The sequence below is a fragment of the Mesorhizobium sp. L-8-10 genome (assembly GCF_016756635.1).
GTDB lineage: Bacteria > Pseudomonadota > Alphaproteobacteria > Rhizobiales > Rhizobiaceae.
Map to the genome: position 1 here is coordinate 913,872 of NZ_AP023263.1, position 18,403 is coordinate 932,274.

Consider the following 18,403-nt stretch of genomic DNA (forward strand, 5'->3'; position numbering starts at 1 on the left):
CTCTTCTGTCCGAACGCGTCACTGGGCGGCGCGCTCGAGGATCGAGGCGGCGTCAGCCTGGGCGTTGGCCTGGGCCTCCGCGGCGGTGACCTTGCCGTATTCGAGCGATTCGACGACCTGCTGCAGCGATTCCGAGAATTCCTGGCCGCCGAGCACCACGGGGAAGGCCTGCGCATTGGCAAGCGTCTCGACATAACCCTTCAGGAACTCGCCGCCGAGCTTGGCCTGGTGCGCCTCGACGTCGGAGCCGCGCGACGGCAGGATGCCCATGGACACCAGGATGTCGGCCATGGCCGAGGCGCCGTTCTGGCCGGAATCCTTGCCGTTGAGCCAGGCGAGGAAGTCCCAGGCGGCCTTCTGCTCAGCCTCGCTGGCGCCGGCATTGACCACCGTCATCCAGGTATAGGAGATCGACTTGGCGCTTTCGCCGCTCGGGCCGACCGGGATCGGCGCGGTCGCGATGTCGGAGAACCTGTCCCCCATGCCGGCCTTGAGCGCGCTCTCCCACCAGTTGGCCATAATGATCATGCCGGTCTTGCCCGAGACGAAATTGTCGAGGAAAGGGCCCGTCGTGTTGGCGTCGGCGGTGCCCATGGCCGGATCGGTGTAGCCCGCTTTCACCATCTCCTCATAGAGCGCGAAGGTCTCACCGGCCGCCTTGCTGTCGAGGGCGGGCTTGCCGTCGGCAACAAGCTGTCCGCCGTTGGAGACCAGCAGCGAGGCGAAGGGGTGCACGACGCCCGCCGCCCAGGAGTTGATCAGCCCGAAGCCCTGCTGCGTGACCTGGGTGCCCTCCTTCTTGGTCAGCTTGGCGGCGGCGTCCTTCAACTCGTCCCAGGTCCGGGGCGGCGCGGCGATGCCGGCCTCGGCGAAGAGTGCCTTGTTGTAGTTCAGCGCATAGACGTTGATCTCGTTGGGGATGCCGTAGACCTTGCCGTCGACCGTCGCGGCGGAGGCGACGCCGGCCGGCCAGGCCGACTTCACTTCAGCCGAAACGGCGTCCGGAGCGGGACCGACCAGCTTGTCGCGCACCAGCTCCGGCAGCCAGAGGTCATAGATACTGGCGATGGTCGGGCCGCCGGCGCCGCCCTGCGAACGGATCGTGGTCAGGAGATCGCCGAAGGGCACGGCGCGAACGGTGATGGTGACATCGGGGTTGCTCGACGAATAGCTGCGCGCAGCCTCTTCCAGCCTGGCCACCGTCTCCGGCGCCCAATGAGTGAGATATGACAGGTTGACCGGCTCGGCCAGGGCGGTGCCGGGCAGCATGACCATGGCGGTGAGCGCATATTTCAGTCGCGAGATCTTGTTCATGATTATCCTCCGGAGGAGCAGCCGGTTCGGCGCTCGACTGGAATGGTTATAACAACATAACGTCCTTGGCAAGGACGCGCGGACACCATGGCGACGGACCGCCGCGACAACGCCGTTCGACCGGGTATCGAAAGAGAATGGTCTCGACCGAGCGCGCGGGTGGTCTGCCTTCAGAGCAGGTCTTCGAACTTGCGCAGTTCGCTGACGAGCAAAGGCAGGCCCTGCGCCTCGAGCGTAGCGAGGTACTCGCCGCCGCTTCTCGGCGGGCTTTTCAACCGCGCACGGCAATTTCGGGCAGCAAGGACAACTGCCGCCGGATCAAGCCCGAACTGCTGATAGAGAAAATCGTCAGGGTGAAGAATTTCCAGCTCGTAGCGTTTTGCAACCTCGGCAGGAAAATCCTTGAGGTTGACGGTGACGATCGCGTCGCTTCCACTGTGTATCGCCGCGGCAAGCACATGCCGATCGTCAGGATCGGGCAACTCCAACACGGGGATCAGCTCTTCGAACCCCTCGACCAGGCTCCCGAGCACACTGTCGTCCATCAGCCGACGCGTACGCATGAGACGATCGCGGCTGAGATCGGGACGAGCCTTCAACAGGTTGCGGATCCATTCGTCGTGGATGATATCGGACCAACGTGCTCGAAACATGCCGCTTCCGGCAAGTTCTAGCAGGAAATCGCGCAGCGGTGCAGGATACAGCACGCACGCGTCGAGAACGACCGTGTAGCCGGCGATCCTAATAGCCCATCCCCATTTCCTGGGCTTCGGCGGCCAAGGCATCGAGAGCCTGACCTCGCGCGGTTTCCTGCTGCCGCTTGAAGGCTTCAAGATCGCTGAACCTTATGCGCCTGTGCGTTCCAACCTTGTGGTAGGGAATCCTGGATTGCTCCAGCAGCTTGACCACATGGGGCCGCGAAACGTTGAGATATTCAGCCGCCTGGCGTGTCGTGAGCTCCGCATGCACCGGGATCAGAGTAACCGCGTTTCCCTGTGACATTTCGGTGAGCAGATGCGTAAGCAATCTTGCCGCCGCGACGGGAAGGGTAAGTTCCTCACCATCGTCGAGGCGGATGCGCAGGCCGTTCTTGCCGCGACGCGACAGGATCCGGCTCGCCTTAGCCGCCAATTCCGCATCGTCGGCCGTGGGCACGATCGTATCGGGGTGTTCGAGCAACATCGTCGTTCTCCCTGTTCCCCCGGCCCGCAACAGGCGGAACCATCAGGCATATGCTCTATATGGGCAATATCGTCTGCAAACGCAATAAACGAAACGGTAGTTGGAACGGCTTCGACCGCCGCCGGCGCTCGCCGACTGCATACTTGTCATGCACGGCTTCGCGATCGCCCCTGAATTCGATAGCGACCAACGGCCACGAAACGGCGAGCCGGACGATCATGTCGGCGATCCACGCCTCGGCCAGGGAAGCATGGTCCCGCTGTCGTGACGGCGACTACGACGCGCCGGCCTTGATGAAGGCGGACAGTGCGGCGAGCGTCGCTTCGGGCGCCTCTTCGGGAATGAAATGGCCGGCGTCGACCTGCACCTCCTCGGCCTGCGGCGCGAAGGTGCGTTTCCAGACCTGCGGCGGTGTTTCGGCCTTGGCCGCTTCGCCGCGCGTGAGATAGCTGCTCCACAAAAGCAGGGTCGGGCAGGCGACGCTGCGGCCCGCCGCCAGATCAGCCTCGTCCGCTTCGACGTCGCTCGTCGCGCCGGCGCGATAGTCCTCGCAGAAGGCGTGGATCCGTTCCGGCTGCATGTAGGCCGCGCGGTAGGCCGCATGGGCACGCGGATCGAACGCATCCAGCGAACCGCTGCTCGACCATCGCGCCAGAAGCGTGTCGAAATAGGCGACAGGGTCCTTGCCGATCTCGTCCTCCGTTTGCGGCGAGGGGCCGGCAAGATAGGTCCAGTGCGGCGCGGAGAAACTGCCGCTCCGGATCTGCGTCCAGAAGATGCTGGTCGGAACGATGTCGAGCAGCGCCAGCCGTTCCAGCCGGTCAGGATGGTCGAGCCCCAGCCTGTAGCCGACACGCGCTCCGCGATCGTGTCCCGCCAGCGAGAAACGCTGGTGACCGAGCTCGCTCATGGCCGCCACCACATCCTCGGCCATCCGGCGCTTGGAATAGGTCGAACGGCCGTCGCCGCGCGGCGCGGCCGAGGCGCCGTAACCGCGAAGGTCGAGGCAGACCACGGTGAAGTCCTTCGCCAGGGCCGGCGCGACACGATGCCAGCAGACATGCGTCTGGGGAAAGCCGTGAAGGAGCACGAGCGGCGGCCCGTCTCCGCCGACACGGGCGAAGAGCGGCCCGCCGGGACCTTTCAACCTGTCGCTCCGGAAACCGGGGAAGAGGTCGTCACCCATGCATTCCTCCATGCGATGCGTCACGGCCTCCCGGGAGGCGCGGCCCTGTCCGTCAAACGTCGGATCATCGACAATTAACACGCATTCGGCGAACTCGAACAATCCAATCGGGTTGGCCTGACGAGTTGCCTCAAGCTTCGACGATGCCCGCGAGGAGGGCCGCAACCTCACGGACAAGGAACTCGTTTCTACGCCTTCTTGCTCGAAACCGCGCCATAACCGCCTCCGCCTGGAGTGTTCATGACGAAGACATCGCCGGGCGCCATGAGCGCCTCGTCGTTGCCCTTCAGGCGCACGATGGTCCCGTTCTTGCGCTCGACATGGTTTTCGCCGGTTCGGCCGGGCTGGCCTCCCGCGGCACCATGGGGCGACACGTCTCTGTGTGAGGAGAGGACCGTCGCTGTCATCTCTTCGAGGAAGCGTAGCCGCCGGGTGATGCCATCACCGCCGTGCCATTGGCCGGCGCCGCCGGATCCGCGCCGGATGGAAAATTCCTCGACCCGGACGGGGAAGCGGGTTTCCAGCACCTCGGGGTCGGTCATGCGGGTGTTGGTCATGTGGCTGTGGACGGCGCTGGCGCCATTGAAGCCCTTGCCAGCGCCGGTGCCGCCGCAGATCGTCTCGTAGTTCTGGATGCGCGCGTTGCCGTAGACGAAGTTGTTCATCGTCCCCTGTGACCCCGCGACCACACCGAGCGCACCATAGAGCGTGTCGGCGATGGCCTGACTGACCTCGGTGTTGCCCGAGATAACGGCGGCCGGATATTCCGGGTTGATCATCGAATCCCTCGGCGCCTGGATCTCGATTGGCTTCAGGCAACCTTCGTTCATCGGGATATCGGCGCCGACGAGGGTGCGGAACACGTAAAGAACCACCGCGCGGCAGATCGAGAACGGAGCGTTGTAGTTGAACCGATCCTGTTCGGACGTGCCTGCAAAATCCACCAGCGCCGTGCGCGCCGAGTGATCGACGGAGATCTCCACCTTGATCTCAGCCCCGCTGTCGAGCGGATAGGTGAAAGAGCAATCCTTCAGCACATCGAGCACCCGGCGTACGCTTTCCTCGGCATTGTCCTGCACATGCCCCATATAGGCCCGCACCACGTCCAGCCCGAACTGGCCGACGATGCGCGTCAACTCCTGCGCGCCGGTCGCGTTCGCCGCGATCTGGGCGGCGAGGTCGGCCATGTTCTCGTCGATGTTTCGGCAGGGATAGCGACCCGACGCCAGGAGATTCCGCGTCTCGGCCTCGCGCAGGATGCCCTGATCCACCAGCAGGAAGTTGTCGATCAATACGCCTTCTTCGTCGATATGGCGGCTATCGGGCGGGGCGGATCCGGGAGTCTTGCCGCCGATATCGGCATGGTGCCCGCGCGAGGCGGTGAGGAAGATGACGTCCTTTCCGTCCGTGTCGAAGACCGGGGTGATGACCGTCACGTCAGGCAGGTGGGTGCCCCCATTGTAGGGATTGTTCATCATGAAGACGTCGCCGGGGCGGATCTTGCCGGCGTTCTCGCGCAGGATCGTGCGCACGCTGTCGCTCATCGAGCCCAGATGAACGGGCACATGCGGGGCGTTGGCGACAAGATCGCCGCTCGCATCGAAGACCGCACAGGAGAAATCGTAGCGTTCCTTGATATTCACCGAATAGGCGGTGTTGGCGAGCGTGGCGCCCATCTGGTCAGCGATCGACATGAACAGGTTGTTGAACACTTCGAGCATCACCGGGTCGACGCTGGTGCCGATGGCCTCCTTGCGCTGACGCGGTTTGACGCGGCGAAGGACGAGCCCGCCACCCGCCAACCCTTCGGCCCGCCAGCCGGGTTCGACCACGTTGGTGCCGGTCGGCTCCACGACGATCGCAGGTCCGTCCACCTTCGCTCCGGCGCGCAGCGCCTCACGCCGCACCAGCGGCACGTCGCGCCACCCGCCTTCGGTGAACATCCGCGCGATCCGCTCCCCGCTTTCCTCGGCCGCGTTCGGTTCGAAGGAAACACCCTCGCCCGTCGATCCGACCGCCTCGGCGGTCAGGAGGTCGATGATGAGATCGTCATAATCCGGGACGAAACCGAAACGTTGTTTGTGCGCCGCATCGAATCCGGCCCGCATCTCGGGTTCCGACGCAAAGTGCACCGGCAGGGTCTGGTGCGATCCGGGCGTGCGGATATGGGCCGTCAGGATCATGCCGATCTGCGTCTCGGCGATCCCCTGCCCTGAAACCTCCTCGCGCGCTTGTGCGCCGATGCGCTCCAGCACCTCCCGCGCCCTCGCGACCTCGCCGAGAGAGGCCGCGAATTGATGCTCGCGGATGGCGCGAATGTCGGCCAGTCCCATGCCGAAGGCCGAAAGCACCCCGGCGAAGGGATGGATATAGATGCTTTCCATCCCCAGAACGTCCGCCACCTGGCAGGCGTGCTGACCGCCCGCACCACCGAAGCAGTTCATGGTGTATTTGGTCACGTCATAGCCGCGCTGGACGCTGATCTTCTTGATCGCATTGGCCATGTTCTCGACTGCAATGCGCAGGAAGCCTTCGGCGAGCGTCTCGACGCCGATCTCGGCCTCACCGGTCTCGGCGGCGATTTCCGCGGCCAGGGACCGGAACTTTTGCCGCGCGGCCTCCACATCCAGGGGCATGTCTCCGCCTGGTCCGAAGACGGCAGGGAACTCCTCGGGTTGCAGCTTGCCCAGCACCACGTTGCAATCAGTCACCGCGAGCGGCCCATCCCGGCGATAACTCGCGGGGCCGGGATTCGCGCCAGCGCTTTCCGGGCCGACCTGCATCCGCCCCTGGCGGTAGGACAGGATCGAGCCGCCACCGGCCGCGACAGTGTGGATGCTCATCATCGGCGCGCGCATCCGCACGCCCGCCACTTCGGTCTCGAAAGAGCGCTCATACTCTCCGGCGAAGTGGCAAACGTCGGTCGAGGTACCGCCCATATCGAACCCGATCAGCTTGCCGAACCCGGCCTCTTGAGCCGTGCGCACCATGCCGACGACCCCGCCCGCCGGCCCCGAAAGAATCGCATCCTTGCCCTGGAACAGAGCAGCATCCGTCAAACCGCCATTCGACTGCATGAACATGAGCGTCTTGCAGCCGCCGTGATCGGTGCCAAGCGCATCGCCGACCTGGCCGACATAGCGCCGCAGGATGGGTGAGAGATAGGCATCCACCACCGTCGTATCGCCTCGCGAGACCAGCTTGATGAGCGGGCTGACCTCGTGGCTGAGCGAGACCTGCTCGAAGCCCTGCTGACGGGCCATCTCGCCGATTCTCCGTTCGTGGTCGGGGAAACGATATCCGTGCATCAGGGCCACCGCGACGGAGCGGAAGCCCTTCGCATAGGCGGCGCCTAGCGCGTCGCGCACCTGGCTCAGCTTCATCGGAGTCACGATCTTGCCTTCGGCGTCGAGGCGTTCTTCCACCTCGATGACCTTCTCATAAAGGAGTTCGGGCAGCACAATCTCCAGATCGAAGAGCCTCGGACGGTTCTGATAGCCTATCCTCAACAGGTCCCGCATCCCCCGGGTGATCAGCAGAACTGTCCGGTCGCCCTTTCGTTCCAGAAGCGCGTTGGTGGCAACTGTCGTGCCCATCTTCACCGCGTCGATCGCGCCTTCCGGAATCGGATCGTCTGCCCCGAGCCCAAGAAGCTCCCGGATCCCCTGAACGGCTGCGTCCCTGTATCGCTCGGGGTTTTCCGAGAGCAGCTTGTGAGACTGAAGGGAACCGTCCGGCCGACGCGCAACGATGTCGGTGAAGGTGCCGCCCCGATCAATCCAGAAGTCCCATTTGGCATGAGGCATGAGAAAACTCCCGATTCCATTTTTTTGTTGATTTAACTACAAAACGATGACATTTTGTCAACGTGTCTTTTCGGCCTTCATTGCGTCACGAGAACGCGGGAAAGATTCGACGAGTGGGAAGCTCACAGGGAGAACAAAATGACCTTCATTTCGCGTTCCATACTGGCCGCGGCCTTTGTCGCTGCGGTAGCGGCCAGCAGTGTCGCACGGGCGGACAACTGGGACATGCCGACCCCATATCCGGATGCGACCTTTCACACCGCAAACATCCGGACCTTCGCCCAGGAAGTAGCCGACAAGACCGACGGCGCGGTTACGATCACCGTCCATTCGGCGGGGTCGCTGATCAAGCACGGCGATATCAAGAATGCGGTCCGCAGCAGCCAGGTTCCGATCGGCGAGTTCTTCCTGTCCACCCTCGCGAACGAGGACGCCGCCTTCGGCGTGGACTCAGAACCCTTCGTGGCCACCAGCTATGAAGACGCCAAGAAAATGTCGGATGCCCAGAAACCGGTCATCACAAAGCTGCTCGAGAAGCAGCGCCTGATGCCGCTCTTCTCGGTTCCCTGGCCGCCCCAGGGCCTCTACACGAACAAGGAGATCAAGACGGTCGACGATCTCAAGGGTCTGAAGTTCCGCGCCTACAACGCCGCGCTGGAGAAATTCGCCGCCGCGGCGGGTGCCGCCCCGGTGCAGGTCGAGGTTCCGGATATCCCGCAGGCGTTTTCGACCGGCCAGGTCGAAGCGATGATCACCTCGCCTTCGACCGGCGCGAACGGAAAAGCGTGGGACTACGTATCCTACTACACTCCGATCAATGCCTGGGTGCCGAAGAACGTCGTGGTGGTGAACAAGGCCGCATTCGACGCGCTGGACGAAGCGACCCGAAAGGCTATTCTCGACGCTGCCGCTGACGCCGAAAAGCGCGGCTGGGAGATGAGCATGAAGGAAACCGACGCAAAGACCGAGGAACTCAAGGCCAACGGGATGAAGGTTGTCGAGCCGAGCGCGGAACTCCTGGAAGGGCTCAAGGCGATCGGCGCCAAGATGCAGGAGGAATGGGCCGCGGGCGCATCCGAGGACGCCAAGGCCATCATGGCCGAGTATAACAAATAAGCGTCGAGGGGCCGGCTGGAAGAGCCGGCCCGCTCATCTCAGGGGCCGGAAACATGCGACGGACACTCGACGCGTTGTATTCGATCAGCGGCGGTCTGGCCGCGATGTTTATCTGCATGATTTGCCTGCTCGTCTGTACGCAGGTCGTCCTTAACGTCATTGCAAAGATCGGGATATTCGGGCTGTCCCCCACCATCCCGTCCTATGCCGATTTTGCAGGTTATTTTCTTGCGGCTTCGTCTTTTCTGGCGCTGTCGTATACGCTGCAAAAGGGTGGGCATATCCGTGTCACCTTACTGACCGGGGTCACCGGAGACCGCGTCCGGTTCGGGCTGGAGATCTTCGTTCTCGCGATATGCGCGGCCACAGCCATCTTTGCCGCGCGCTATATGGCTAAGCTGACCATGGATTCGTGGGAATTCGGGGACGTATCTTCGGGTATCGTCGCGATACCGCTGTTTGTCCCGCAGGCGGTCATGCTGCTCGGTCTTGTGATCTTTGCCGTGGCACTGGTCGACCTTCTCGTCCAGACGATCCGGGCTCGGCGCCCGGTGATCGAAAACGCGTCGACGGAGTGACGGCCATGTCCGATTTCGCCGCCATTTCCGTTCTCTTCATCGTACTCATCGCTCTGCTTGGCGCAGGAACCTGGGTCGCCTTCTCGCTCATCATCGTCGGAGGCCTCGGAATGTCGATGATGTCTTCGGCTCCGATCGGACCGATCCTGGCCACGACCCTTTGGGGAAACAGCACGGCCTGGGCGCTGGCCGCCTTGCCCATGTTCATTCTGATGGGGGAGATCCTGCTTCGCTCGCGCCTGTCCGAAGATATGTTCTCCGGCCTTGCGCCCTGGTTGCATAGCCTCCCCGGCCGCCTGCTTCATGTGAATGTCTTCGGCTGCGCGATCTTTGCCGCCGTTTCCGGATCATCGGCCGCCACAGCCGCAACCATCGGCAAATTGTCCGTGCCGGAGTTGACCAGGCGCGGCTATCCCGAGGGCCTCGTCATCGGTTCGCTTGCCGGCTCCGCAACGCTCGGCCTGCTCATCCCGCCATCGATCATCCTGATCGTCTATGGGGTTGCGACGGAGCAGTCGATTGCCCGGCTGTTTATCGCCGGGGTGCTTCCCGGCATGATGCTGGTGGGGTTGTTCATTGCCTATGTCACCGCCTATGCGCTGCTTCGGCCCAACGCCATTCCGGCCGATCGCGAAAAGGTGAGCCTCGTCGAGAAGCTGAAAGCCTCACGCCGCCTGATCCCTGTCATGCTGCTCATCGCAGGCGTGATCGGATCCATCTACATTGGCATCGCCTCGCCGACGGATGCCGCTGCTGTCGGTGTCGTATTGTCGCTTGTTCTGTCAGCCTTCAACGGATCGCTGTCGTGGAACATGTTCCGTGAAAGCCTGATGGGTGCAACCGTCACATCCTGCATGATCGCGTTCATTCTGGTCGGCGCGGCATTTCTTTCCGTGTCGATGGGCTTCACCGGTATCCCGCGTCAGCTTGCCGAGTGGATCGGTTCGCTCGGGCTTTCGCCCTACGCGTTGCTTGCCGCACTGACGGTGTTCTTCGTGGTGCTCGGCTGCTTTCTCGACGGCATCTCGGTCGTCGTCCTCACCACCTCGATCATCATGCCGATGGTGCAGGCGGCGGGCATAGATCCACTCTGGTTCGGGATCTATCTGGTCATCGTCGTCGAGATGTCGCAGATTACGCCACCTGTCGGCTTCAACCTGTTCGTGATCCAGGGCCTCACGGGATATGACATCCTGCGCATCGCGCGATCTGCGTTCCCGTTCTTCCTCCTGTTGCTGGTAGCCGTCGTCCTGATCACGCTGTTTCCCGGCGTTGTCACCTACCTGCCGGGACTGATGGGCAACTGAACCAGTACCAAAGGCCTCAACCACCGGCGCAGGCCTTCCGTGCCGCCGGCTTTCGCCAACGGGCGCGGGCCACGCGGTCGCGCTTCAACGATCGATTTCATCGACCGTCTGGATAGGGCGGTGATGGCAGCCGGCGCCCCTCAAATGGAGCTGGCAGCTCTCGATGCCTGGTCATAGATTCCCGACATCATTCTCAAGATTGCCGCGGTTTCACTCAGCGTCTGGGGATCGTTGTCCAGATGTTTGATGCTGTCGATCAGGCATTCTTCGCGGATTTCCCGATATTTTTCGCAAAGCGATTCGCCCACCGGCGTAACGCGGTAAAAGATCTCCTTGCCCACCTTCTCCCCCGCGATCAGACCAGCTTTCTGCAATTTCTTCAGCGCATAATTGACAGTGTGAGTATCCTCGATGTTCAGAAGAAAGCAGATGTCGTTCAGCCTCTTCTGGCGCGCCCGGTGGTTGACATGATGCAGGATCAGTATCTCGAGAACGGTGAGGCTCTGTTCGCCGGCAGTTGCCATGCAACGGCTGACCCAGCGGGCGAATCCGTTGTAGGCGATGATCAGGCCGTACTCGAATTCAGAAGCTTGCCAGCCATCTTCCGATGCCAGATGTCTGGATGACACGATCATGTTTCGGGGGCGTTCACTGTTTGTCATGTCGAACTCCGCTCTCCTTGACATCGCCCGTTCATCGCAAAAGCGACGATTGATTGCAACATTTCGCTGGCGATTTATCGGCGTAGCGTCAGAACGGACGTTTTACGTCTGCGGGCGGCAGAGGCCCTGCGGATGCGGATCGAGCAGATTCTGCTGCGCCAAGCCCCAAGCGCGACGAGATCGACGCGCTGCTTACGGTCAACCGGGCGCCATCCTGAAGTGGACGGAGGGCAAGCTGTTGGCAAAGTTGCAGAAACAAGCACTCCCCAAGCGAGGCGAGCGGGCGTGCCCGTATCGCTGGTTGCAGGGATGCGCTACCGCTTTTTGCCGACCCATCCGGCTTTCCGATGACGTACCGTCCCGCGGCCCGATGCGGTAGCATGCGGGTTTCCTTGGCTCGCGGAGGCTCCGATGCCGTCAAGCTTCAACGTCCAGAACGCAGCCGGCTACGAGCAGCTCATGGGCCGCTGGAGCCGGACGCTCGCGCCGCTGCTGATCGACTTCGCGGGTCTGGCGGACGGCGAGCGCGTCATCGACGTCGGCTGCGGCACGGGCAGCCTCACCTTCGCCCTGCCGAAGGCGGCCGACCTCGCCGAGATCGTCGCGATCGACTATTCGCCCGTATTCGTCGCGGCGGCCAGGAAGCGCAACAAGAACCGGCGCATCACCATCCAGGAGGCGGATGCCTGCGCACTGCCGTTCGACGACGGCCGTTTCGACCGCGCCATGTCGTTGCTCGTCCTGCATTTCGTGCCCGAAGCCGGGAAGGCCATCGGTGAAATGCGGCGGGTCGTGCGACCCGGCGGCGTGGTGGCCGCCGCGGTCTGGGACCATATCGGCGGCATGCCCGTCATGCGCATGGCGCTCGATACGATGGCGGTGCTCGACGAGAACGCCCGCGAGTTGCGCAGCCGCTATTGCTTCCAGCCGATGATGCAGCCGGGCGAGATGAAGAAGAGCTTCGTGAAGAACGGCCTGACCGAGGTGGAAGAGGCCTCGCTGCTGATCCGCATGAACTACAAATCCTTCGACGACTTCTGGGAACCCATCGCCGCGGGCGAAGGGCCGCTCGGCAAATATGTCGCCACGCTCAATCCGGCGCAGAAGGCGGAAACCGATGCCGCGGTGAGGGCTGCCTACGAGGCCGGCAGGCCGGATGGCCCGCGCTCCTTCGCATCGGTGGCCTGGGCATGCCGGGGCGTGGTGCCCTGAGCAGGTTTGCGTGGCTTCGCCCACGCTTCACCTGCCTGGCCTCTTCTCTTGCCGCAGGACCTTGTCGGAAAGCCGCGGAACAATTTCTCCGAAACCTCCTCAGAGCCTCGCCCGCGTGCTGCGCGGGGTGGCCAGCAGAAGGTTGGTCTCGCTGCCGGTAATGCCCGGAATGAGCCGGATCCGGCGCAGGACGGAATCGAAATCGGTCAGCGTCGAAGTGCCGAGTTCGACCACGATGTCCCAGCGGCCGTTGGTGGTGTGAATCTCGGCCACCTCCGAGAAGCCGCCGAGAGCGCGGATCACGCGGTCGGCGGCATGGCCCTCGATCTCGATCAGCATGATGCCGCGAACCGCCTGGTCGAGCGCGTCGGCACGCAGCACCACGGTGTAGCCGACGATGTCGCCGGATTTCTCCAGCCGCTCCATGCGCGCCCGCACCGTGGCGCGCGATACGCCGAGATCCGCCGCGAGGTCGGAGATGCTGCGCCGGCCCTGGTGGCGCAGCAAGGTGACAAGACGTTTGTCCAGTTCGTCCATCGGAGTTTCCAATCCGCTCGATCTTGCTGCCGTTTCGCGCAAATGTCATGCCAAATCTATCATTTCAGGCTCTTCAATTCGCCGGCCAAGCCTCGTTCAATGTCGTCTACCCTTTGACGAGAGCGACAGATGCACTGCAGGATTTTGGGAGCGCCGGTCCAGGACGGAGCCGGCCGCATGGGATGCGAAATGGGGCCGAGCGCGCTGAGAACCGCCGGGCTTGTCGCAACGCTGCGGGAGCTTGGCCATGAAGTCGAGGATCTGGGCACCGTCCACCCGGAGCCGGCCCAGCCGCTTCCCCATGCCAACGAGGCGTTGAAGGCGCTGCCGGAGATCGCGGCCTGGACGACGGCGATCGCCAAAGCCGCCTACCGCGCCAGCGCCGGCGCCATGCCGATCTTCCTCGGCGGCGACCATTCGATCTCGGCCGGAACGCTGTCGGGCGTCGCCCGCCGGGCCGGGGAGCAGAGCCGGCCGCTCTTCGTGCTCTGGCTCGACGCCCATCCCGATTTCCACACGCTCGACACGACGGCGAGCGGCAATCTCCACGGCGTGCCGCTCGCTTATGCCAGCGGCCGGCCGGGCTTCGCCGGCTATTTCCCGGAACTGCCGGCGCCGGTGGACCCCACGCGTATCTGCACGCTCGGGCTGCGCAGTGTCGACCCGGCGGAGCGCCTTGCCCTGACCGAGGCCGGCGTGACGGTGCACGACATGCGCGCGATAGACGAACATGGCATCGCCCCGTTGCTGCGCGCCTTCCTTGAGCGCGTGGCTGCAGTGAGGGGCATGCTGCATGTCAGCCTCGACGTCGACTTCCTCGACCCGTCGATCGCGCCGGCGGTCGGCACCACGGTGCCTGGCGGCGCGACCTTCCGGGAAGCGCATCTGACGATGGAGATGCTCCACGATTCCGGCCTCGTCACCAGCCTCGACCTGGTCGAGCTCAACCCCTTCCTGGACGAACGCGGCCGGACCGCTACCCTCATGGTCGACCTGACTGCGAGCTTGATGGGCCGCCGCATCATGGACCGCCCGACCCGGAGTTACTGAAATGACCGCCAAGCTCAACATCGTGCCCTTCATCAGCGTCGACAGCATGATGAAGCTCGTGCTCGCCATCGGCGTCGAGCGTTTCCTGGTCGAGCTCGCGACCTATGTCGAAGAGGATTTCCGGCGCTGGGAGCTGTTCGACAAGACGCCGCGCGTCGCCTCGCACAGCCAGGAAGGGGTGATCGAGCTGATGCCGACCAGCGACGGCCGGCTCTATGGCTTCAAATATGTCAACGGCCATCCCAAGAACACACGCGAAGGCCTGCAGACGGTGACTGCGTTCGGCGTGCTGTCCGATGTCGGCTCGGGCTATCCGATGCTGCTCACCGAGATGACGATCCTGACGGCGCTGCGCACCGCCGCGACCTCGGCGATGGCGGCGCGGGTGCTCGCGCCCGACGGCGCCGACACGATGGCGCTGATCGGCAACGGCGCGCAGTCGGAGTTCCAGGCTATCGCCTTCAAGGCCATCGTCGGGGCAAACAAGCTGCGCCTCTACGACATCGACCCGGCGGCCTCGCGCCGCTGTGCGAAGAACCTCGAAGGCATGGGCTTCGACATCACCATCTGCGGCACCGGCCAGGAGGCCGTCGAGGGCGCCGAGATCATCACCACGGTCACCGCCGACAAGCAATATGCCACGATCCTGACCGACAACATGGTCGGCACGGGCGTGCACATCAATGCGGTGGGCGGCGACTGCCCGGGCAAGACGGAACTGCATCGCGACATCCTTCTGCGCTCCGGCATCTTCGTGGAATATACGCCCCAGACGCGGATCGAAGGCGAGATCCAGCAGCTCGACCCGGATCATCCGGTGACGGAGCTGTGGCAGGTGCTGGCGGGCGCGGCACCCGGCCGCACGGACCCGCGCCAGATCACGCTGTTCGATTCCGTCGGCTTCGCCATCGAGGATTTCTCGGCGCTGCGCTATGTGCGCGACCAGCTGAAGGCGTTTCCCTTCTACGAGGAGCTCGACCTGCTCGCCGATCCCGACGAGCCGCGCGATCTCTTCGGCATGCTTTTGCGGGAAGCGGCGAAGCAAGAGGCCGCCATGGCGATCGGCTGAAGTGCCCGGAACGCGATCACGATCTAGCTCGGCCTGGCGCCCGACCCGATGAGCAGCTCGAGCTCGGTCGCGAAGCTGCCACCGGCTTCAAACTGCTTCAGGCATTCATAGACCTCGCTCCACGCCTTGGATCTGTCTGCATCGTCGAGGTCAGCCACCACCGCCCGGTAGGCGCCGGCGGCTTCCTGCAGAAACTGCAAGGCATCGGACGCGCTCGGCACGACAAGCGATGCCCGGACGACCTCCATTGTCACATCCCCAAAGCCATTTTCAGTCATCAAGCGCTCCAAGACGCCCTCGCCTCCCAACGCGAATAATCCGGGCTGCCCGGGCGCGGGAGGCGACTTGCCAGCATGGCGCAGCAGGATCGCCATCGGCTGCGCCATGACGGGATTGCCGGCCGGCGTCGTGAACACCAGCGCCGAAAAACGCGCGCCCGGCTTCAAAACACGCCGGACAGCTTCCAGTGCCTTGCGCGGCGATGGGAAGAGCATCAGTCCCAACCGGCAGATCGACGCGTCGAAGGACGCCTCCGGCTTTGCCAGGTCCTCCGCCGCAGATTCCAGCGTTTCAATATTCTGCAGGCCTGCGAGAGCAGCGTTTCGGCGCACATGGTCCAGCATGGCGGCCGATATGTCACTGGCCACGACCCTGCCGTCCGGGCCCACGCGCTTCGCCGCCTGGATACTCTGGCTGCCGGCGCCGCAGGCCAGATCAAGAACCCGCATGCCCGGCCGGATACCGGCCCTTTCGATCAGCACCTCAGTGGCGTTGGAGAGCCCCGTTGCTAATACATGCTCCCATTTCGCCCAACCGGACGCTGCCGCTTCCCATGTCTCGCGTAGCTCGGACATCGTCATCGTCCGCCGTCGGCAGACCTCACGAGGCTGCCATCTCTATCATCCTAGCATATCAGAAAGTCGATGTCGGCGGGATGCCGATTCTTGACCATATCGGACGGTGCAGCGTGTTCGCGCGTCGATCGGCCTTGCGGAAAAACAGGCAGGCTTCGAACTAGGCGAGGGACGGCAGGCCGCCGGTGACGACGATCGGCGTGCCGTCGGGCACACGCTCATAGAGGTCGATGATATCCTGGTTGATGAAGCGGACGCAGCCCGATGACACCGATTTGCCGATCGACTGCCATTCCGGCGAGCCGTGGAGCCGATAGAGCGTGTCCTTGCCATCCTGGAAGATATAGAGCGCACGGGCGCCGAGCGGGTTCATGATGCCGGGCTCCATGCCGCCTTCCCATTCGTTCTTGCCGGGAATCTGGCGTGCGCGGTATTTCGCCAGTTCGGGCTGGCGCGCGATCATGTCGTCGGGCGGGAACCAGCGCGGCCATTTCTGCTTCCATTCGATGACGCCGCGGCCGGACCATTCGAAGCCCTGCCGGCCGAGGCCGACGCCGTAGCGGATCGCCTCGCCGAGATTGCCGACCAGATAGAGGAAATGGGCGCTCGTATCGATGACGACTGTTCCCGGCTGCTCGCCGGTAGGGTCGGGCACCACCTGCCTGTAGAACTGCGGATCGACGCTCTGATACGGGATGGCCGGGATGTTGTAGCCCTCGTCGACCACCGCCGAATAGATCAGCGCGGGGTCGCCGAAGGCAGGCATGGCCGGCGCGAGCGGAGGCAGAGGCTCCGGCATCTGCGCATAGGCCCGGGGCCGAACGCTCGAGCAGGCGGTAAGCGCCGCCGAAGCAGCGCCGGCCGCAGCGATCGTCAGAAGCCTGCGGCGGTTGAATTCCCTCATCTGACCCTCTGCCAGTGTTACGACTCCAAGCAACGCGCCGAGCGTCGGCAGGTTCCTCGAACCTCCCGCCGATCGGGAATCGCGCCGCGGCACAGACTATTGCCGTCGAGACGCCTTGTCGCCATGTTCCGGTGCAATCCGCCGCGTCCTGTTAAGTACTGGATTTTAACAGGACCAAGGCGAATCCACGACGTCAACGCACAGGCAAGAAAAAACCCGCACCGACGGGACGGGCGGGCACGATTCGGCAACCTGACGTTGGCAGTCGGAAAATCCGATCTTCCGTCCCCGGAGTCAATGCCCGTCACGGGCGGGTCAGCAAGAAGTGATCGCACGTGGCAATGCCGGCGCGTATCAGCGCGTTCCCATGGCGAGCCGTCCCGCCGCGAGGACAAGCAGGGCTCCGGCCGTGCCCTCGACGACGCGGCGGCGGCGATCGCCGAAGCCGCCGCGTTGCCGCAGGGCTCCGAGCATGAAGCTGAGCACGGCGTAGACGAGGCCGCACAGGGCGACGAAAATCGCCGACAGCACCAGCGCCTGCGGACCAACCGGGGCGGCGTGGTCGATGAACTGCGGCAGGATGGCGAAGTAGATCATCATGCCCTTCGGATTGAGGAAGGCGGTCAGGAAGCCGCGGCCGAGCTGACCACCGGTATCGGCGCGCGGCAGGTCGAGCCCGCCCGGGCGCAGCGCGGCGCGGATGAGCTGCAGGGCAAGCCAGGCGAGATAGGCGACGCCGAACCAGCGCAGCGCCTCGAAGAGGACGGGCGAGGCGGAGATGATCGCGGCCACGCCTGCCGCGACGAGCAGCGAATGGACGACGTAGCCCAGGCAGACGCCTCCCGTGGCGCGCAGCCCGGCCGCCGCCCCGCCGGACAAGGCTTGCGAGGCGATGAACAGCATGTCGGGCCCCGGCGTGCAGATCAGCGGCAGCACGGTTGCGACGAAGAGGAGCGCGTGCGAGATCTCCATTTTCCGAGGCTAGGCCCGGCGACGCGCAATGTTGTTGCGAAGATGCCAGCCAACACCCAATATCCAGCACAACGTGCCGTAATCAGGCAATTCGTGGAATATTCTGCCAATGATGCTCGACGACATCGACAAGCGCATCCTGCGCGCGCTGCAGCGGAACGGGCGCATTTCCAATATCGACCTCGCCAGGGAGGTGGGCCTGTCACCGTCGCCCTGCCTGCGCCGCGTGAAACTGCTGGAGGAGGCCGGCGTCATCGACCGCTATGTCGCGGTGCTCAATCAGCAAAGGGTCGGACTGGGACTCACCATGTTCGCCCGCGTCTGGCTGACGGCGCAGGACGCCGAGACGATCGATCGCTTCATCGCCGCCATGCGCAAGCTCGAGCAGGTGGTGGAATGCTACATCATGCTCGGCGAGAGCGATGCGCTGCTGCGCGTGGTCGTGGCCGACCTGGAGGACTATCGCCGTTTTCAGGCCGCTCATCTCACCAGGGTCAACGGCATCCAGAACGTCAAGACCGACGTGCCGAGCGAAACCGTCAAGCAGAGCCACGCCCTGCCGCTGCGGTGAGGCCAAGGGCATCAATCATACGTGCCCATGCCTCACGCAGCATTTAACTGAACGCACCCGGGACACCCCTTCAAGCCAATGAG

At 63.8% G+C, this 18,403-nt stretch carries 17 protein-coding genes; 7 read left to right on the forward strand and 10 right to left on the reverse strand.

Annotated elements, in window-relative coordinates; genetic code table 11:
- Positions 1-18: 18 nt before the first annotated feature.
- From JN280_RS04145 to JN280_RS04165, 5 genes are all read right to left on the reverse strand, one after another.
- Positions 19-1,314, reverse strand: a complete 1,296-nt coding sequence (locus JN280_RS04145; protein ID WP_202310247.1) for an ABC transporter substrate-binding protein — start codon at positions 1,312-1,314, stop codon at positions 19-21.
- Positions 1,315-1,484: 170 nt separating this feature from the next.
- A complete protein-coding gene (locus JN280_RS04150; protein WP_274609065.1) occupies positions 1,485-2,099 on the reverse strand; it encodes a PIN domain-containing protein in 615 nt (204 codons plus the stop codon).
- The gene (locus tag JN280_RS04155) at positions 2,056-2,496 is read right to left on the reverse strand and encodes a helix-turn-helix domain-containing protein (protein WP_202310248.1); all 441 of its coding nucleotides are present in this window, start codon (positions 2,494-2,496) and stop codon (positions 2,056-2,058) included. The genes JN280_RS04150 and JN280_RS04155 overlap by 44 nt, the downstream gene beginning before the upstream one ends.
- 274 nt (positions 2,497-2,770) lie before the next feature.
- Positions 2,771-3,682 (reverse strand): alpha/beta fold hydrolase, encoded by a 912-nt coding sequence (locus JN280_RS04160; RefSeq protein ID WP_244742941.1) that lies wholly within the window; start codon positions 3,680-3,682, stop codon positions 2,771-2,773.
- A 188-nt stretch (positions 3,683-3,870) separates the two neighbouring features.
- Positions 3,871-7,488, reverse strand: a complete 3,618-nt coding sequence (locus JN280_RS04165; RefSeq protein WP_202310249.1) for a hydantoinase B/oxoprolinase family protein — start codon at positions 7,486-7,488, stop codon at positions 3,871-3,873.
- A gap of 138 nt (positions 7,489-7,626) precedes the next feature.
- Here JN280_RS04165 and JN280_RS04170 point away from each other — a divergent pair, with 138 nt between their 5' ends.
- The 3 genes from JN280_RS04170 to JN280_RS04180 are packed head-to-tail and all read left to right on the forward strand — an operon-like array spanning position 7,627 to position 10,489.
- The gene (locus JN280_RS04170) at positions 7,627-8,604 is read left to right on the forward strand and encodes a TRAP transporter substrate-binding protein (RefSeq protein WP_202310250.1); all 978 of its coding nucleotides are present in this window, start codon (positions 7,627-7,629) and stop codon (positions 8,602-8,604) included.
- A gap of 53 nt (positions 8,605-8,657) precedes the next feature.
- Positions 8,658-9,182, forward strand: a complete 525-nt coding sequence (locus JN280_RS04175) for a TRAP transporter small permease (protein ID WP_202310251.1) — start codon at positions 8,658-8,660, stop codon at positions 9,180-9,182.
- A gap of 5 nt (positions 9,183-9,187) precedes the next feature.
- Positions 9,188-10,489: a TRAP transporter large permease gene (locus JN280_RS04180; protein WP_202310252.1), complete on the forward strand. Its 1,302-nt coding sequence runs from the start codon at positions 9,188-9,190 to the stop codon at positions 10,487-10,489.
- Between the two features lie 140 nt (positions 10,490-10,629).
- On the opposite strand, the gene JN280_RS04185 is transcribed toward JN280_RS04180, so the two are convergent.
- Entirely contained in the window at positions 10,630-11,151 is a 522-nt protein-coding gene (locus JN280_RS04185; RefSeq protein ID WP_202310253.1) for a winged helix DNA-binding protein, read from the reverse strand.
- Between the two features lie 411 nt (positions 11,152-11,562).
- Between JN280_RS04185 and JN280_RS04190 the strand changes: the two genes are divergently transcribed.
- Positions 11,563-12,363 carry a class I SAM-dependent methyltransferase gene (locus JN280_RS04190; protein WP_202310254.1) on the forward strand — a complete coding sequence of 267 codons (801 nt, stop codon included), beginning with the start codon at positions 11,563-11,565 and terminating at the stop codon, positions 12,361-12,363.
- A 99-nt stretch (positions 12,364-12,462) separates the two neighbouring features.
- Here JN280_RS04190 and JN280_RS04195 read toward each other — a convergent pair whose 3' ends face one another.
- On the reverse strand, positions 12,463-12,900 hold the full coding sequence (locus JN280_RS04195) for an Lrp/AsnC family transcriptional regulator (protein WP_202310255.1): 438 nt from the start codon (positions 12,898-12,900) through the stop codon (positions 12,463-12,465).
- A gap of 129 nt (positions 12,901-13,029) precedes the next feature.
- On the opposite strand from JN280_RS04195, the gene rocF reads away from it, so the two are divergent.
- Positions 13,030-13,950, forward strand: a complete 921-nt coding sequence (gene rocF, locus JN280_RS04200; protein ID WP_202310256.1) for an arginase — start codon at positions 13,030-13,032, stop codon at positions 13,948-13,950.
- Position 13,951: 1 nt separating this feature from the next.
- Entirely contained in the window at positions 13,952-15,019 is a 1,068-nt protein-coding gene (locus tag JN280_RS04205; RefSeq protein WP_202310257.1) for an ornithine cyclodeaminase, read from the forward strand.
- A gap of 23 nt (positions 15,020-15,042) precedes the next feature.
- On the opposite strand, the gene JN280_RS04210 is transcribed toward JN280_RS04205, so the two are convergent.
- The 3 genes from JN280_RS04210 to JN280_RS04220 all read right to left on the reverse strand — a co-directional run bounded on the left by JN280_RS04210 (position 15,043) and on the right by JN280_RS04220 (position 17,749).
- Entirely contained in the window at positions 15,043-15,873 is an 831-nt protein-coding gene (locus tag JN280_RS04210) for a class I SAM-dependent methyltransferase (protein ID WP_202310258.1), read from the reverse strand.
- A gap of 160 nt (positions 15,874-16,033) precedes the next feature.
- Complete coding sequence (locus JN280_RS04215; protein WP_202310259.1) at positions 16,034-16,777, reverse strand: L,D-transpeptidase; 744 nt, start codon at positions 16,775-16,777, stop codon at positions 16,034-16,036.
- 354 nt (positions 16,778-17,131) lie between these two features.
- Positions 17,132-17,749, reverse strand: a complete 618-nt coding sequence (locus tag JN280_RS04220) for a LysE family translocator (protein ID WP_202310260.1) — start codon at positions 17,747-17,749, stop codon at positions 17,132-17,134.
- A 103-nt stretch (positions 17,750-17,852) separates the two neighbouring features.
- Between JN280_RS04220 and JN280_RS04225 the strand changes: the two genes are divergently transcribed.
- On the forward strand, positions 17,853-18,320 hold the full coding sequence (locus tag JN280_RS04225) for an Lrp/AsnC family transcriptional regulator (RefSeq protein WP_202314521.1): 468 nt from the start codon (positions 17,853-17,855) through the stop codon (positions 18,318-18,320).
- Positions 18,321-18,403: the final 83 nt, after the last annotated feature.

Bases quoted from the DNA above. Each gene is read 5' to 3' on its own strand.
- JN280_RS04145 (WP_202310247.1), bottom strand. From the start codon at position 1,314: ATGAACAAGATCTCGCGACTGAAATATGCGCTCACCGCCATGGTCATG.
- JN280_RS04150 (WP_274609065.1), bottom strand. From the start codon at position 2,099: ATGCCTTGGCCGCCGAAGCCCAGGAAATGGGGATGGGCTATTAGGATC.
- JN280_RS04155 (WP_202310248.1), bottom strand. From the start codon at position 2,496: ATGTTGCTCGAACACCCCGATACGATCGTGCCCACGGCCGACGATGCG.
- JN280_RS04160 (WP_244742941.1), bottom strand. From the start codon at position 3,682: ATGGGTGACGACCTCTTCCCCGGTTTCCGGAGCGACAGGTTGAAAGGT.
- JN280_RS04165 (WP_202310249.1), bottom strand. From the start codon at position 7,488: ATGCCTCATGCCAAATGGGACTTCTGGATTGATCGGGGCGGCACCTTC.
- JN280_RS04170 (WP_202310250.1), top strand. From the start codon at position 7,627: ATGACCTTCATTTCGCGTTCCATACTGGCCGCGGCCTTTGTCGCTGCG.
- JN280_RS04175 (WP_202310251.1), top strand. From the start codon at position 8,658: ATGCGACGGACACTCGACGCGTTGTATTCGATCAGCGGCGGTCTGGCC.
- JN280_RS04180 (WP_202310252.1), top strand. From the start codon at position 9,188: ATGTCCGATTTCGCCGCCATTTCCGTTCTCTTCATCGTACTCATCGCT.
- JN280_RS04185 (WP_202310253.1), bottom strand. From the start codon at position 11,151: ATGACAAACAGTGAACGCCCCCGAAACATGATCGTGTCATCCAGACAT.
- JN280_RS04190 (WP_202310254.1), top strand. From the start codon at position 11,563: ATGCCGTCAAGCTTCAACGTCCAGAACGCAGCCGGCTACGAGCAGCTC.
- JN280_RS04195 (WP_202310255.1), bottom strand. From the start codon at position 12,900: ATGGACGAACTGGACAAACGTCTTGTCACCTTGCTGCGCCACCAGGGC.
- rocF (WP_202310256.1), top strand. From the start codon at position 13,030: ATGCACTGCAGGATTTTGGGAGCGCCGGTCCAGGACGGAGCCGGCCGC.
- JN280_RS04205 (WP_202310257.1), top strand. From the start codon at position 13,952: ATGACCGCCAAGCTCAACATCGTGCCCTTCATCAGCGTCGACAGCATG.
- JN280_RS04210 (WP_202310258.1), bottom strand. From the start codon at position 15,873: ATGTCCGAGCTACGCGAGACATGGGAAGCGGCAGCGTCCGGTTGGGCG.
- JN280_RS04215 (WP_202310259.1), bottom strand. From the start codon at position 16,777: ATGAGGGAATTCAACCGCCGCAGGCTTCTGACGATCGCTGCGGCCGGC.
- JN280_RS04220 (WP_202310260.1), bottom strand. From the start codon at position 17,749: ATGGAGATCTCGCACGCGCTCCTCTTCGTCGCAACCGTGCTGCCGCTG.